This window comes from Myxococcus sp. NMCA1, assembly GCF_026810205.1.
GTDB lineage: Bacteria > Myxococcota > Myxococcia > Myxococcales > Myxococcaceae > Myxococcus > Myxococcus xanthus_A.
In genome coordinates this window covers 3,870,213-3,885,651 of sequence record NZ_CP113950.1, presented here as the reverse complement: position 1 = coordinate 3,885,651, position 15,439 = coordinate 3,870,213, and the positions used below count along the sequence as shown (strand labels likewise).

General features: G+C 67.6%; 11 protein-coding genes and 2 pseudogenes. 5 read left to right on the top strand and 8 right to left on the bottom strand.

Annotation, left to right across the window (positions count from 1 at the left end):
- The first annotated feature begins 12 nt into the window (after nucleotides 1–12).
- Together OZ403_RS16665 and OZ403_RS16660 are read left to right on the top strand one after the other, a co-directional pair.
- The gene (locus OZ403_RS16665) at nucleotides 13–5,250 is read left to right on the top strand and encodes a type I polyketide synthase (RefSeq protein WP_268784596.1); all 5,238 of its coding nucleotides are present in this window, start codon (nucleotides 13–15) and stop codon (nucleotides 5,248–5,250) included.
- Nucleotides 5,247–6,521: an acyltransferase family protein gene (locus tag OZ403_RS16660; protein ID WP_268784595.1), complete on the top strand. Its 1,275-nt coding sequence runs from the start codon at nucleotides 5,247–5,249 to the stop codon at nucleotides 6,519–6,521. The genes OZ403_RS16665 and OZ403_RS16660 overlap by 4 nt, the downstream gene beginning before the upstream one ends.
- A 245-nt stretch (nucleotides 6,522–6,766) precedes the next feature.
- Here OZ403_RS16660 and OZ403_RS16655 read toward each other — a convergent pair whose 3' ends face one another.
- From OZ403_RS16655 to OZ403_RS16645, 3 genes and pseudogenes are all read right to left on the bottom strand, one after another.
- Nucleotides 6,767–7,591 carry an IS3 family transposase gene (locus OZ403_RS16655; protein ID WP_268784594.1) on the bottom strand — a complete coding sequence of 275 codons (825 nt, stop codon included), beginning with the start codon at nucleotides 7,589–7,591 and terminating at the stop codon, nucleotides 6,767–6,769.
- A 48-nt stretch (nucleotides 7,592–7,639) separates the two neighbouring features.
- Nucleotides 7,640–9,237 (bottom strand): ISNCY family transposase gene (locus OZ403_RS16650; RefSeq protein ID WP_268784590.1). Its coding sequence is split into 2 segments (ribosomal slippage): nucleotides 7,640–8,271 and nucleotides 8,271–9,237, totalling 1,599 coding nucleotides; the frame shifts between segments, so codons are not numbered across the junction.
- A 55-nt stretch (nucleotides 9,238–9,292) separates the two neighbouring features.
- Nucleotides 9,293–9,652 (bottom strand): annotated as a pseudogene (locus tag OZ403_RS16645) (transposase); the annotation flags it as partial.
- Between the two features lie 153 nt (nucleotides 9,653–9,805).
- Between OZ403_RS16645 and OZ403_RS16640 the strand changes: the two are divergent.
- The 3 genes from OZ403_RS16640 to tnpC are packed head-to-tail and all read left to right on the top strand — an operon-like array spanning nucleotide 9,806 to nucleotide 11,892.
- Nucleotides 9,806–9,955: a hypothetical protein gene (locus OZ403_RS16640; RefSeq protein WP_268784593.1), complete on the top strand. Its 150-nt coding sequence runs from the start codon at nucleotides 9,806–9,808 to the stop codon at nucleotides 9,953–9,955.
- 58 nt (nucleotides 9,956–10,013) lie between these two features.
- Entirely contained in the window at nucleotides 10,014–10,325 is a 312-nt protein-coding gene (gene tnpB, locus OZ403_RS16635; RefSeq protein WP_161604943.1) for an IS66 family insertion sequence element accessory protein TnpB, read from the top strand.
- A gap of 46 nt (nucleotides 10,326–10,371) precedes the next feature.
- The gene (gene tnpC / locus OZ403_RS16630) at nucleotides 10,372–11,892 is read left to right on the top strand and encodes an IS66 family transposase (protein ID WP_140795584.1); all 1,521 of its coding nucleotides are present in this window, start codon (nucleotides 10,372–10,374) and stop codon (nucleotides 11,890–11,892) included.
- Nucleotides 11,893–12,134: 242 nt separating this feature from the next.
- Here the strand turns inward: tnpC and OZ403_RS39735 are convergent.
- The 5 genes and pseudogenes from OZ403_RS39735 to OZ403_RS16610 form a co-directional block, all read right to left on the bottom strand.
- Nucleotides 12,135–12,278, bottom strand: a pseudogene (locus OZ403_RS39735) (IS3 family transposase); the annotation flags it as partial.
- Between the two features lie 606 nt (nucleotides 12,279–12,884).
- On the bottom strand, nucleotides 12,885–13,142 hold the full coding sequence (locus OZ403_RS16625) for a YjhX family toxin (RefSeq protein WP_140791077.1): 258 nt from the start codon (nucleotides 13,140–13,142) through the stop codon (nucleotides 12,885–12,887).
- Nucleotides 13,143–13,487: 345 nt separating this feature from the next.
- On the bottom strand, nucleotides 13,488–13,892 hold the full coding sequence (locus tag OZ403_RS16620; RefSeq protein WP_442929784.1) for a transposase: 405 nt from the start codon (nucleotides 13,890–13,892) through the stop codon (nucleotides 13,488–13,490).
- Nucleotides 13,893–13,956: 64 nt separating this feature from the next.
- Complete coding sequence (locus OZ403_RS16615; RefSeq protein WP_268784592.1) at nucleotides 13,957–14,481, bottom strand: DUF1993 domain-containing protein; 525 nt, start codon at nucleotides 14,479–14,481, stop codon at nucleotides 13,957–13,959.
- 81 nt (nucleotides 14,482–14,562) lie between these two features.
- Nucleotides 14,563–15,387, bottom strand: coding sequence for an IS3 family transposase (locus OZ403_RS16610; RefSeq protein WP_268784591.1), 825 nt, complete (start codon nucleotides 15,385–15,387; stop codon nucleotides 14,563–14,565).
- Between the last annotated feature and the right edge of the window lie 52 nt (nucleotides 15,388–15,439).

The window sequence follows — 15,439 nt, the reverse complement described above, 5'->3', positions numbered from 1 at the left end:
CGGGAGGAAGTCATGCAACAGAAGACCGGAGACAGCTCCGCACTCCTGTCGCGGGCCACGGCGGCACTGCGTCAACTCCAGGAGCAGCTCGATGCGGTGGTCCGCTCGCAGCGGGAGCCCATCGCCATCATCGGCATGGCGTGCAGGCTCCCAGGTGACGTCCAAGACCCGTCCGGGCTGTGGGAGTTGCTGCGCGGCGGGCGCGACGTCATCGGGGAGATTCCGCGGGAGCGCTGGGACTTCGACGCGTTCTACGACCCGAAGCCGCAGGTCGCCGGGAAGATGTACACCCGGCACGGCGGCTTCCTGGAGCGTGTTGAGGACTTCGACCGCGGCTTCTTCGACATCTCCGAGCGTGAAGCGGTGCAGATGGACCCGCAGCACCGCTTCACGCTGGAGGTGACGTGGGAGGCGCTCGAAAGCGCGGGGCAGCGGCTCGAGCAACTGGAGGGCAGCCGCACGGGTGTCTTCCTGGGCCTGTCCGGGCAGGACTTCATGCTCCAGAACATGCACTCTGGTGATGCGCGTCGTATCGACCCGTACGCGGGCACCGGGACGACCGCCAGCATCGCCGCGGGCCGCATCTCGTATGTGTTCGGCTGGATGGGTCCGGCGATGACGCTGGACACGGCCTGTTCGTCGTCCCTGGTCAGCGTCCATCAGGCCGTGAGGAGCCTGCGCTCGCGGGAATGCGACCTGGCGGTGGCGGGCGGCGTCAGCCTCATCCTCGCGCCGCAGAACAACGTCTACTTCTCCGTGCTGATGTCCCAGGCCCCAGACGGCCGGTGCAAGACCTTCGATGCCGCGGCCAACGGCTTCGTGCGCAGCGAGGGCTGCGGCATGGTCGTGCTCAAGCGGTTGTCGGAAGCCATGCGAGACGGCGACCCGATTGCCGCCGTCATCCGGGGCTCCGCCATCAACCATGACGGGAGGAGCAACGGCCTCACTGCCCCCAATGGTCGGGCACAACAGATGGTCATCCGGGACGCCCTGCGCGACGCCGGGTTGGAGCCCCGGGACGTCGCCTACGTCGAGGCGCACGGGACGGGGACGAAGCTGGGAGACCCCATCGAGCTGGCGGCGCTCTCCGCGGTGTATGGGCAGGGTCGCGCGGCGAATGAGCCGCTCGCCATCGGTTCCATCAAGACCAACATGGGCCATCTGGAACCCGCGGCGGGAATCGCCGGGCTCATCAAGGCCGCGCTGGTCGTCCGGCACCGGGAGGTGCCTCCGCACCTTCACCTGAAGAAGCCCAATCCCTTGTTCGACTGGACGAACGCCCCGCTTCGCGTCCTCACCGAGCACAGCCCCTGGTTCGGCGCTGGCGTACCCGCGCGGGCGGGGGTGAGCGCGTTCGGCTTCAGTGGCACCAACGCCCACGTCATCCTCGAAGGCCCGCCAGGGCAAGAGGCTCGGCAGCCATGCTCGGCCGGCGAGCCCCTCCACCTGGTGCCCGTCTCCGCGCGCTCGGAGGCGGCACTTCGCGAGCAGGTCTCGCGCTATGCGGACTGGCTGGAGCAGACGCCTGGACTGTCGCTGGAAGACTTCGCGCATACGGCGGGAGCGCGGCGCACGCACCACCGCTTCCGCGCGGCGGTCATTGGCCGTTCCCGCGACGAAGTGGTGACGGCGCTGCGGCAGCAGGCCCGGCGGCCCGGCCCCTGGAACGCCCCCTCGGAGCCCCCACGACTCGCCTGGGCCTTCACCGCGCTTCCCAGTCACTGGCGGGCCTTCGCCGCGACGCTCCTCAAGCAGGAGCCGCGCTTCGCCGAGTCGTGCCGGCAGTGGAGCCACCGTTTCCAGGCAGGGCTGGGCGTGGAGCTTGAGACCTGGCTCGCGGGGACAGCGCCGTCGGCCGTCTCCTCGGGGCTCGACCTCGAGGCTCCCGGACGCTTCGTGGTCGCAGTGGCGCTCGCGGACCTCTGGCGCGCCTGGGGCGTGGTGCCGGAAGCGGTGCTGGGGCACGGTGAAGCCCTGCTCGCGGCGGCCTTCGTGGCGGGACGGGTCTCTCCCGACGCGGTGTCCACCGCGCTGGAATCCGCCGCCCGCATGGACACCGCGGCGCGAGCGTCCTGGCGTGCGGCCCTGCCGCTCCACGACACAGGCCTTCCGCTCTACTCCACGCTGAGCGGAGGCTGGGTCCGGGGCCGCGAGCTGACGGTGACAGGAGGGAGCGTCGAGGCGCTCCCGTCCCATGTCGCGAAGCTCACCCGCGAAGGCCACGGACTGCTGCTGGAGCTGGGGGCGGAGCTTTCTTCACCGGATGCAACGCTGCAATCCGTCCACGTCATCTCCATCGGGGAAGCCCGCGAACCCGCCGAGGCGCTCCGGCGAGCCGTCACGCACGTCTACACGGCTGGCGCGTCCGTGAACTGGAGCATCCTGTCGGGCGAGCGTGGCCGGTGTGTCCCCCTGCCCCGCTATCCGTGGCAACACGAGGCGCTGTGGCCCGGTGGCGTGAGAAACCACGAGGCGCGCAGTCCCCAGCGCGACTGGCTCCACCCGCTGGTCCAGACGTGTGCCCATCGCGATGCGCAAGAGGTGCGCTTCACCTCGGTGCTCTCCACCCGAAGCCATCCCGAGCTGCGCGACCACCAGGTCCAGGGACGGGTCGTCTTTCCGGGCGCTGGCTACTTCGAGATGGCCCGCGCCGCGTGCGTGCTCGCCTCGGGTTCAACGGACGTTGAACTCCGTGACGTGGACATCGTCCAGATGCTCTCCCTGGGGTCAGGGGAGACGACCGTCCAGGTGGACGTGAAGGGAGGCACCTTCACCATCACGAGCCAGGATGAAGAGGGACGAAGCCGTCTTCATGCGAAGGGCCAGTGCGGCCCGCTCGCCGTCGAATCGGGGAACGGAAGCGCCATGCCAGCGCTGTTCGTCGCGGACGTGGGCGCACCCCAGGTCGGTCCGGAGGGAATGAAGGACTTCTACGCCCTGCTGAAATCGCGAGGGCTCGACTATGGCCCCGCGTTCGCGCTCGTCGAACGTCTGCGCCATGACGCGCACCGCTTCCAGGCGTGGCTCAAGCCGGTGAGCGACACACGTCAGGACATCCCGCCTGCCCTGTTGGACGCCGCCTTCCATGGCCTGGCGGTGGTCGAACCTCCTGGTTCGTCGGGAGGAACATTCGTCCCCGTCGGCGTCAAACGGCTCCGTTTCCGGGGAACGCCCCGAGGCCCCACGGAGGTGCTCGGCCAGTGGAACGCCGAGGCTCCGGCCCAGGGCGTGTGGAGCTGTGACCTCCTGCTGCGAAACACCGCGGGCGACTGCATCGCGGAAGTGGAGGGCTTCCGCGTGAAGTCACTGCGGCAGGCCCCCGAGGCAGGCCCAGGCGAACAGCCCGATTCCGTGCTGGAGACCTACGTGCCCACGTGGGTTCGCGAGGAGACGCCACGAGCGGGCGAGGCACGGAAGCTCCAGGACATCAGCCGAGTGGCCGTCTTCTCGGACGCGGGTGGCCTGGGTGAAAAGCTCTGCGCCACGCTCTCGTCCCGCGGAATCCCCTGGGTGCAGGTGCTCGCGGGCGAGCAGTCACACCGCGTCGACGACACCACGTTCGTCATCGCGCCCACGGCTCCCGGAAGCGTCCTGCCCCACGCCCTCGAAGCGTGCTCCCACGCCGTCTATCTCTGGGCCCTGGACGCCACCAGGCCCGAGTCAGCGCGGCGCATCGCCGACGCCATGGCGTTGACCTGCGCGGGCCCCCTGTCACTCGCCCAGGCGCTGGGTGGAATGAAGCAACAGGCTCGCATCCTCTTCGTCACCCGCAATGCCCAGCAAGTGGCGCACGCATCGAGCGTGCCGGACTCGACCCAGGCATCGCTCTGGGGATTTGGCCGTTCGCTGGCGCAGGAGATGCCGGAGCGGTATGGCGGCCTGCTCGACCTCGACGACGGTCCGCTTGATGCGCAGGTCGACGCACTCCTTTCCGCGCTGAACACGGAAGCAGGAGAGGATCAACGCTGCCTGCGCGCGGGGGAGCGCTGGGTCCTGCGCCTCCAGCCAGCGCCGCTTCGGGACGCCGCGGTCCCGGGCCCCGTGGAGCTGCGCGAGGACGGGCATTACCTCATCACCGGAGGACTCGGAGACATCGGCCTCCTGGTCGCCGAGTGGATGGCCCGGTCCAAGGCCGGACATGTCACCCTGGTGGGCCGCCGGGCCCCCGACACCGCGAAGCAGGCACGAATCGACGCCATGCGAGCCCAGGGGCTCCAGGTCCATGTCCTCCAGGCGGACATCACCGACCGAGAGCCGGTGCTCGCGTTGGTGAAGAAGCTCCAGGGTCCGCCCCTGCGTGGCGTCATCCACGCGGCGGCCGAGCTGGCGGACGGGCTCATTCGGCAGCACACGTGGGAGTCCTTCTCCCGGGCCTTCGCCGCGAAGGTGCAAGGTGCCTTGTGGCTGGACCAGGCAACGCGCACCCACGCGCTCGATTTCTTCTGGATGTTCTCCTCGGCCAGCGCAGTGCTGGGCTCGGCGGGACAGAGCAACTACGCGGCGGCGAACACATGGCTGGACGCGCTGGCCATTGAACGACGCGCTACGGGGCTGCCCGCCACCAGCATCAACTGGGGCCCTTGGGCGGGCACCGGCTTGATGGCCCAGGCCGGTGAGCGGCAGGGAATGGAGCGCCGGGGCGTGTCGCTCATCGCCCCCGAGCGCGGCATCGAATGCCTGCCCTGGCTGCTGGACGCCACAGCGCCTCAAGTCGTCATCGGCCGGTTCACCTGGTCCAAGCTGGCCACCCTGCTCCGCACGTCCAGGTTCGGCTGGCTGGCCGCGCTGGGCGGAGCTGGGGAGGAGGCCCCCGGCGCGCTCGCGCGCGGCATGCTCGACGGACTTCCCGCGGGCGAGCGGCGCGAGGCGCTCACGGCCCTCATCCTGCGGCTGGCGGCGCAACTGCTCCCTGGCAACCGCGCCGCCAACGAGATTCACCCCGAGCGGGCCCTCTTCGAGCTGGGGCTCGACTCGCTGGCGGCGCTGCACCTGAAGGACGGTCTCCAGCGCGAGCTGTCGCACGAACTCCCCTCGGTGGTGGTCTTCGACAGTCCGACCATCTCGGAGCTGGCGACGCACTTGCTGAAGTCCATCTGGGGCGAAGCCACCGAGGCGCCCCCAGCAAGTCCTCCCATCCGAGCCACACCGCCTGACACCCGCGACGACGAACGGCTGGTGCAGGAGATCGCGGGGCTGACCGAAGACGAATTCGACCAAGAGGTCGACGACCTTCTGCGAGACGTGCAGTGAGCGAGACCAACATGGGTGAGCGCATCGAGGCAGGCCGTCTGAGACAGGCCCTGGCGACCCTGGTGAACCCAGGGGAGGCACGCGTCAAGCAGGTGGATGGCCTGCGAGCCATCGCCATCATCTGGGTGTTCATCCTGCACTGCATCTGGTGCATCGGGATGTTCATCCCGCGCGACGCGCTGATGGCGGTGGTGAACGAACACGCGACCCATCCCCTGTTCACCTTCTTCATCCGCGGCGACCTGGGCGTCGACCTGTTCTTCGTCATCAGCGGATTCCTCATCAGCGGGATGCTGGTGCGCGAATTGGAGACGCGGGGTGAAATCAACCTGCTCCAGTTCTACTCCCGCCGCCTGCTGCGGCTGATGCCCGCCTATGTCGTGGTGCTCCTGCTCTTCTGCTTGCTGTCAGGCGAGAACTGGCGCTTCGCCTGGGCCAACCTGCTCTACGTCAACAACTTCATCCCCACGGCCCAGCAGTGCATGAAGTGGGCATGGTCCCTGGCGATTGAAGAGCAGTTCTATCTCCTCTTTCCTTTGCTGCTGCTGCTGTGCGGCACGTCGGCGCGACGCAACCTCGCGGTGATGGTGGCGCTCGCGGGGGTGGGCATCGCCATCCGCGCGTGGCTCATCCGGAGCCACGGGGTGGAGTTGCCCATCATCATCCACGAACGCATCGCCCCACAGCCCTTCGAGTCATACAACGACGTGTTCTACGTGAAGCCATACACCCGCTTCGGCGCCCTGCTCATCGGAGTGGCCGTCACGGAGCTGATGCGTGGCCCCTACCGGCGGTGGGTGGTGGACACTCCCTGGAGTGCGGCGCTCCTGCTCGCGGTCGGCATCGCAAGCTGGGTGTGGGTCATCGCGCCGCCCGTCTTCGTGCCCGGCAGCGAATGGTCCGCCGTGTTCAGCCTCACCTACCTGAGCGCCTACCACACCGTCTTCGCCATCGGCGCCGCGGCCTTCCTGCTCGCCGGGTTCGCCGCACGCGGAGTCGGTGCGTGGTGGGGCCGATTGCTCGCGGCGAAGGCGTGGCATCCCATCGCGCGGCTGTCCTATTCAACGTACCTGCTCCACCCCATCATCATCTTTGGCGTCTACACGCTCGTCGGACTGAAAGAGGTGCCCTCCGTCGCCCAGTTGTTGGGAGCGATGACGCTCTGCTGGGCCCTGACCCTGGCGCTGTCACTCCTGCTGTATGCCTACGTGGAGTTGCCCTTCATGCGCATGCGCCCGGCGCTCACCCGCGTCCGGCTGTCTCGCGAATGAGGGCCTGGTGGTGCGCGGTCAGGTGCGAGTCGTCGCCGCAGTGGCGACCCGGCTGGCCCCTACTGTCGGCGTTGGTAAGCGTCCGGCCAACGACGTGCTGAGGGGCGTTGAGTGGGGAGTCGCCGCCATGGACCCTGGCGCATATGTCGAAGCCGGTGGAGAAGCACGAGTGGTTCCGGGTCGCCGAAGCATTTGAGGCGAGCGGGCTGACGCAGAATGGAGTTGCCCCCGTCAAATCGGACAGCTCAGGGATGAGAGTTAGCAGTACGGAACTCGTGGGGTGACTTCATCTTCAGCCCGCGGTGCGGGTGGCAGCGGTTGTAGTCGTCGAACCAGAGGGGCAATTGGGCGAGAACGTGTGAGGCCGAGGGCACCTCATCGACATACACGTAGTCGCGCTTGAAGGTCTTCACGAAGGACTCGGCCATGCCGTTGCTCTGGGGGGAGTAGGCGGGCGTGGTGCACACCCGCAGGCCGAGGCTGAGGCCGAAGTCACGGGTGTCCTTGGCGGTGTAGACGGGGCCGTTGTCAGACAGCCACTCCACCGGGTGGGGCGCCTTTGAGATGCCCGGGCCGAAGCGGGCTTCGAGCGTCTCGGCCATGAGGTCCTGGATGGTGAGCGAGGTGGGAGGCTGGGCGGCGGCCTGGAAGGCGATGGCCTCCCTGTCGCAGCAGTCGAGGCTGAAGGCGACGTGAACGACTTCGCCATTCCAGCAACGCACCTCGAAGCCGTCGCTGCACCACCGCAGGTTGGACTTGAGGGTGACGACCTGGCCCTCATGAGTACGCGTCGGCTTGCCGGTATGCCGTTGCAGCAGCAGGCGGCCTTGGCGCATGAGACGGTAGACGCGCTTGTGGTTGAGGGCGGGCCTGCCCTCCTGGCGGCGCTGCCGGTTGAGGACGGCGCCGGCTCGGCGGTACCCGTAGGTGACGCGTTGGCCGACAACGGCCTTGAGTTCCTCCAGCGCCTGGTGGTCGGCATCGGTGTCGGTCGCCCGGGGCCGCCGAGGTCCCGGAGTGCGCATCAGGTTGGAGCGAGAGACGCCCAGCACCCGAGACACCGCACTCACAGCATGCCCTCCAGCTTCGACAAGGTCGCGGGCGACAGCAGTTTTTTTCTACGCCGGCAAAGCTCTCCTGAGCTCCCGCTCAATCGCTGCGAGGTAGGCGTTCGGATTGGCCCGGAATCGACGGCCCAAGACTCGCGCGTGTTGCCGTCTTCGAAGGGAGGCACGCAGCTTCCTCCACGCGATGATGTCTTTGGGGGCCAGTTCCGCGCCGACAGTGGGGGCAAGTCGGGTCGCCACTGCGGCGACGACTCGCACCTGTCCGCGCACCACCAGGCCCTCGCTTCCGCGGCGCCGACCCGAGGCCCGGCGCTCGTGGTAGCGGCAACTGCCAAACAGGTGCTCCAGGTCATTGTCCGTGCGAGGCAGGCCGGGTACGTCGTAGCAATGGAAGAGGCCGGGCCAATAGCGACGCGTCTCCAGGAGGAAATGTGCGAGCGCCGCGCGGTGGGGGGAGCGGGTGCGTCGCACGGCATGCTCCAGTGCGCCGACAAGGCCGGCCATGCGCCTTTTGACGTGACAGCCTTTCTGGCCGGAGGCATTGGTAAGGATTTCGGCGACACACTCTACCCACCGGTAGGCCGCCTTCAGTGGTGGCCACATCCTCGCCGTCTGCATCAGGCCGCGCCTCAATAGCAGGCGCAGCCGTGTCAGCCCTCTGGCGCGCGCCCCCCTTTTTCTGCCCGGCGGAGACTCGCTTCAATCGCTCGCAGTCGCCGGTGCAACTCCAAACCGGAGGGCTTCAGGGGTGGGCGCCTGTCGTCCGTCAAGGCGCTGCGCACTGCGGCGCAGTAGCCGCGGACGGCTTGTGATTGGGCGTCCTGGCGCCCTTCGACGGCGCGCTCGATAACCCGCACTCCTCGCACATGACTCTTCAGCAGCTTCTTGGCGTGCCGGTCCGCTTCGTAGAGGGGGCGGGCCGCCTCACGCAGGTAGTGGAAGTGGCAGAGTTGGTGAGGCACCCCAGGCAGCGCCGAGGCCACCGCGTTGCGGATGGAGCGCTGGCCATCCGAGACGACTCCGGCAATGGGCACCGCCAGCGCCGCTTTCACCTCCAGGAGCAGCGGAGCCAACTCAGCCTCACCACTGCCCAGCAAGCTACGGGCTGCCAACACCTCGCCGGAGAGGCAGTCGCGCACCACCCACAACACCTCATGGCCTACCTCGGGCTGCAATCCGTCCATGGCCAGCACCACCCGGCCCTGTTGACGTGTCACCTGCTGCAGTCGCCGACTGTCTGTCATTCGCAGTGCCAGCAACTCATCGTGCCGGTCGAGTTGGTTGGTGACACTGCGCTCGGAAATGGAGACGCCCCGTGCGCGAAGGACTGCATGGATTTCCGGGACGCTGCGATGCTCGTGGTAGCGCAGTGCCCCAATCAAGGCGATGACGTCCAGGCCAAACTCATGGTCCGGCAGCGCCCACCGGCCCTCTTCTTCGGCACGCACAGGTCGCAAGTACAACGGGCACCCCTTCCGGTGGCACACTCGCACCTGTACCTTGAGGGCGACCACCGCCTCCAGCGTCACCACGTTCCGCCGTGCCCGGTAGTCCGCTGGGGCGGGCCCTCCGCACGCGGAGCACCGCCGTCGATGGTTCTCCAACCCCACCTGCCTGCTCGCCGGTGGGTGGGCAGTCGTGCGTCCCATGGTGCTACCTCCCTATGGAGGCAACACCGCGGAGGGCAGGAGGTATTTGCCGGCGTAGTTTTTTTTCGCGCGCCAGGGCAATCGCGTCCCGCAGGATTTCCACCTCCTGCGTCTTCTTGCCCAACATCCGCTGCAACTCGCGCACCTGCGCCTTGAGTTGCTGCATCTCGGACTCGGGCACCACGGCCTCGCCGGCCTTCAGCCCCGACACGCTGCCGGCCTCCTTCAGCTGCCTCCAGCGGAACAACTGGCTGGGGTTGACGCCGTACTTGCGCGCCACCAGCGACACACTGCTGCCGGGCGACTCTGCCTCGGAGAGCATCCGCAGCTTCTCCTCTGCCGAGTAACGGCGCCGCCGTCCTCCTGGCTCGGCACCATCCGCCTCCGGGGCGTCCTCTGTCGTCTTCTTCTCCATCATCAGACTCGCTTTCTAGCCGAACGAGCCTGTCCGACTCTTCAGGGGGCTACACCACAGAAGGAGTTCTCCGCGCAGCGAGGAGTGCGGCTGAGCACGCTTCAGTCGTGGGTGTACCGGCGTCGGCGTCAGCAGGCCGAGAAGGGCGAGGCGATGCGCTTGCTGCCTGTGGAAGTCGCGACGACGCCCCCGGCAACGGAGTCGATGTTGGAGGTGGTGGTGGCCAGCGGAGCGCGCCTGCGATTCTCCTTGGGCACCGACGTGGACTACGTGGCCCACCTCGTCGCGGCGCTGGGGCGGTGAGGCGGTGTTCGCGCTGCCTGCGTCGGTGCGCGTAGTGTTGGCCACGGAGCCGGTGGACATGCGCAAGTCCATCGATGGCCTCATGGCGCTGGTGCGCACAGCCTGGGGCGAGGACGTCTACTCGGGGCACCTCTTCGCCTTCGTGTCGCGGAGAGGAGACCGCATCAAGGTACTGACGTGGAGCCGGGGCGGCTTCGTGCTGCTGTACAAACGGCTGGAGACGGGGCGCTTCCGGCTGCCGCCGGTGGATGCGGGCGCGCAGGTGGTGCACCTGGACGCCACGCAGTTGGCGATGCTGCTGGACGGCATCGACGTGGCCCAGGTGAGGCGCCAGCCCGCCTGGACGCCTCCCGGGCGGACTGGCACGTGACGGCTCCAGCCCGGGACGCGGCTCAGCGGCGGCGTGTTGAGGCCGGGTGCCGCGAGAGCTTCCTCAAGACCACTTCTGCCCCTGGCGCGAGGAGGCGGAGGAACTCAAGGCCGAGGTGAGCCGCATTGGCGGGGAGGTGGACGCGCTCAAGGGGCAGCTGGCAGCCCTGCAGCGTCACGTCTTCAGCAGGCGGGCGGAGAAACTGCCGACGGTGGCCGCCGAGCTGCGAGGGGACGCGGATTCGACGGCGGCTCGGGCCGAGGCCGCGAAGCAGAAGCGCCGGGAGAGGGCCACTCGGAAAGCCGAGGAGGCGCCCGCGCGGGAGATTCGCCACGCGGTACCCTCCGAGGAGCGCCAGTGCCCGGCGTGCGGCGGCGATGAATTGAAGCCGCTGGGCCAGGGACGCACCTCGGTGGTGTACGAGTACGTGCCGGCGCGCTTCGAGAGGCAGGTGCACGTGCAGGAAGTGCTGGCGTGCGCGTGCGGCCGGGGCGTCGTCACGGCTCCGCCTCCGGCGAGGGTGGTGGACAGGGGCGAGTACGGCCCCGGCTTCATTGCCCACGTGGTGACGTCGAAGTGCGCCGATGCCATGCCCTTGCACCGGCTCGCTCAACGAGTCGAACGCGGTGGCATCCCCATGAGTCGCAGCACGCTGACGGACCTCTTCCATCAGGCCGCCTCGGTGCTTCTGCCTCTCTCCCGTCACCTGCTGCAATGCATTGCGTCCGCGGACGTGGTGTGGGCGGACGAGACGCCGCTGCGGGTGCTGGACGTGAAGAAGACGCGCCTGGGCTACCTCTGGACCTTCCTCACCCAGAACGACGAAGGCCAGTGGCTCATCGGCTACCGCTTCAGCATGGGCCGGGCTAGCAAAACGCCCAAGGAAGTCCTGGGCGGTACCACAGGCGCGCTCGTGGTGGACGCGTACACCGGCTACAACGCGGTGACGCTGCCAAAGGGCCGGGTACGTGTCGGCTGCTGGGCCCATTGCCGCCGCCGATTCTTCGATGCGCTGGCAACCGCCCCCGAGGCGCGAGAGGCACTGGCCTTCATCCTCGAGCTCTACCGCGTGGAGGCGCAGGCACGTGAGGCGGACGTGGTGCGCACCGCCGTCCACCGGGAGCTGCGCCAACTGCACAGCGCCCCCGTCCTCGCGCAACTGCGTACCTGGCTGGAGGCGCAGGCCCCGCACCACCCGCCCAAGAGTCCGCTGGGCCAGGCCATTTCCTACGCGGTGAAGCAGTGGGAGGCCCTCACTCGCTTCGTCGAGAATGAGCGACTTCCTCTCGACAACAACCGCGCGGAATCGGCGCTGCGGAAGGCTGCCCTGGGCCGGAAGAATTTCCTCTTCGTCGGCCACGAGGCCGCGGGCGAAAACCTCGCGGGCCTCTACGCCCTGGTGGCCACCTGCGAGGCCAACCAAGTCAATCCCGAGGAGTACCTCGCGGACGTCATGCTGCGTGTGCAGTCGCACCCCAACTCGCGCATCAGTGAGCTGCTGCCTCACGAGTGGAAGCGGAGACGCGCCGCCGACCCGCCCGATTCCCCCCTCCAGCCCAGCCTCTGAACAGCTCGCTCCTTGCGGCGCTCGCCGACCACGGTCCTCGTCCATCTGCAACCGCTCGCGCCACGTCACTGACCGGACGGTTACCGGCGTTGAACTGGCCCCCAAAGACGTCGTCGCGTGGAGGTATCTGCGTGCCTCCCTTCGAAGACGGCAACACGCTCGACTCTTGGGCCGTCGATTCCGGGCCAATCCGAACGCCTCCCTCACCGCGATTGAGCGGGAGCTCAGGAGAGCTTTGCCGGCATAGTTTTTTCGCGGGCAAACTCCACCGCGTTCCGGAGGATTTCCGCCTCCTGCGTCTCCTTGCCCAAAAGCCGCTGGAGCTCTCTCACCTGGGCCTTGAGGGCCTGCACTTCAGACGCAGGGACGACGGCTTCGCCAGCCTGCAGACCTGAGAAGCCGCCACTCCGCCATCCGCTTCGCCACGCCCGACGACAGGCACTTCGGCCGCGAGATGGCGCACCTCGCCCAGCGCCACCAAGTGTCTCAACGTGCCCGAGTCCGGCATCCCGAGCGCTGGAGTCGTGACACGCGCGACGGGACGCCAGCTGGCCCCGTCCGCCTCGGCCCCTCTCCGAACCTCACCCCGGCAGTGCAGGAGATGAAGCGCATGGGCTGCCCCCTCTCACGCGACAACTACCTTGACGTTCACCGCGTCATCGTCTCGCCTGGGCACGCCTGTACCGCTTCGAGCAACCGCTTCGCGAGGTCGGCGACCGCGCTCGATGGCCGTCGGACTCCCCTCCTTCGCCGCTGCGTCGCCACATCTGGCGAGGCAGTCAGCGCTGAGAATGCGCACTCACCGCCGCCTTCACCAAGAGCTGCTGCGCCACCAGATGTTCGCGAACCAGTCTTTCAATCTTCGCTTCCAGCGTCGCAGGGGTTTCGTGCGCATCCTCCACGGGCTGCACACAGCGACGAGGACCTCACCCCCCCCCTGAACGGTGACTCGGGTGCATCCTCATCCTCTTGAGGCAATTCTGAGATCGCCTCTAGCGTGTCTTTGAACTTCCGCAGAGCGCTTGAAGCCCCAGCCTGGTGATGAGGTACGGGCCGCCCTTCACCGAGGAGATGAGCTTTCGCCGCTTCAACTGCTGGAAGACCTCCAGCGTGCAGAGCGACAACTGCCAGCCCTCTGGCGTGACACACGCCACATGGGTCAACTGCCCGTTCTCATCCTTGTGCTTCAGAATACGCCCGCCCTGAGCCAGCACGTTCAGGACGCGCAGCTCCTTGCGTGAGACGTTCACGGAGGAATCCTACCAATTTGATGCGGGAGAGGGGCACACGCCCCCCCCTTCGGCTGTCTCAACAGCCGGTGTCCGCCCAGTGTGTGGGCGGGGCCTCAGGGTAATCTAGGCCTCCTGCGCATCAACCTCGAACGTCAGCGGTTTGCCTTGTGGTAACGGGGGCACCTTGGGTTGTCAAGTGACAGGGCCCGCGTCCCTGGCGAGCACTTCGGAGGTAACAGCTCCTAACAAATGCCAGGACAGAGGCGGCGAAGGAGCATGACGCAGCAGCCGAGGACGAGGAAGCCGAAGTCGACGTCGTCCCTGCGCTCGTCACGGACTCGGTCAGCGGCAGGTCGTGGGCCTCTACGAGAAGATGATGCTTGCTGCCCGCCTTCGCTCTATCCGTCGGGCTTGGGCCCGTGAGGGCCCCCTTTTTGACGCCCGCACGGACGAGGAGTCGATGGAGGCGCGGGAGAGGTCCACTTTGCCGCGCAGGCCCAACTCATCCAGCAGCCGCTCCTGGAGCTTTTCCCACACGCCTGCGCGGGTCCATTCCTCCAGTCTGCGCCAGGCAGTCATCCCCGACAGGCCGAACTGCTTGCGAGGCAGCATCTCCCACGGGATGCCGCTTCGAAGCACGAAGACGATGGCCTCCAGCGCCGCCCGGTCGTCCGCACGAGGCCGGCCCAGCTTCTTCTTGGGCCGAGGCGAAGGCAGCAGCGGCGCCACGCGCTGCCAGAAGGCGTCGGGAACGAGTTCGCGGACCATGCTCCTCAAGCTGGAGACGGCCCTTGCTACTGGCCAGTCCGGTCCACACTTTCGTTAGGCGCTGTTAGGCTGATCTAGTGCGCAGCCGGCCTTCGTAATCACGCTTGCCGAGCGGTACACCGCGCGAGCGGAGGATGTCGTAGGCAGTGACGGCGTGGAAATGGAAGTTCGGCAGGGAAAACGAGAGAATGAACGTCTCCGACGTGAAGGCGAGCCTCCGCGGCCCGATCTGAAGGTCCAGGTCCTTGCCCGCGCATTGGTCGACCTCGTCGGGCGTGAACGCTTCCAGCGCCACTTCCGCTTTGCCGATCATCGCCTGCAGGGCGGCGAAAGGGACCGGTCCGACTAAGGCCGGCGGGGCGAACACACCGGTCTTAAGGGCTTCCACCCCCCACACGGAATGGTGCCATGTGGCTTCGACCTGAAAGTGGAAGGGCGCCATGTCGTCGAAAAGGCGCGCGTTCACGAAGTCGTCGGGATCAACACCCGTCTCAGCGCAGTGCTTGGCCGCACGGTCGAGAAAGCCTGCGACGGCCCTCACGGTCTGCAGGAAGGTGGGCACGCTGAGGTCGTAGAGTGATGTCGCCATCGGTTTTCCCTCGCCTTCTGGCGCTCGCGTTTCCGCCTTTTCAGCATGCGCCCTGGAGTTGCCCCCGTCAAATCGGACAGCTCAGGGATGAGAGTTAGCAGTACGGAACTCGTGGGGTGACTTCATCTTCAGCCCGCGGTGCGGCTGGCAGCGGTTGTAGTCGTCGAACCAGAGGGGCAGTTGGGCGAGGACGTGTGAGGCCGAGGGCAGTTCGTTGACGTAGACGTAGTCGCGCTTGAAGGTCTTCACGAAGGACTCGGCCATGCCGTTGCTCTGGGGGGAGTAGGCGGGCGTGGTGCACACCCGCAGGCCGAGGCTGAGGCCGAAGTCACGGGTGTCCTTGGCGGTGTAGACGGGGCCGTTGTCAGACAGCCACTCCACCGGGTGGGGCGCCTTTGAGATGCCCGGGCCGAAGCGGGCTTCGAGCGTCTCGGCCATGAGGTCCTGGATGGTGAGCGAGGTGGGAGGCTGGGCGGCGGCCTGAAAGGCGATGGCCTCCCTGTCGCAGCAGTCGAGGCTGAAGGCGACGTGAACGACTTCGCCATTCCAGCAACGCACCTCGAAGCCGTCGCTGCACCACCGCAGGTTGGACTTGAGGGTGACGACCTGGCCCTCATGAGTACGCGTCGGCTTGCCGGTATGCCGTTGCAGCAGCAGGCGGCCTTGGCGCATGAGACGGTAGACGCGCTTGTGGTTGAGGGCGGGCCTGCCCTCCTGGCGGCGCTGCCGGTTGAGGACGGTGCCGGCTCGGCGGTACCCGTAGGTGGCGCGTTGGCCGACAACGGCCTTGAGTTCCTCCAGCGCCTGGTGGTCGGCAGCGGTGTCAGTCGCCCGGGGCCGCCGAGGTCCCGGAGTGCGCATCAGGTTGGAGCGAGAGACGCCCAGCACCCGAGACACCGCACTCACAGCATGCCCTCCAGCTTCGACAAGGCCGCGGGCGACAGCAGTTTTTTTCTAC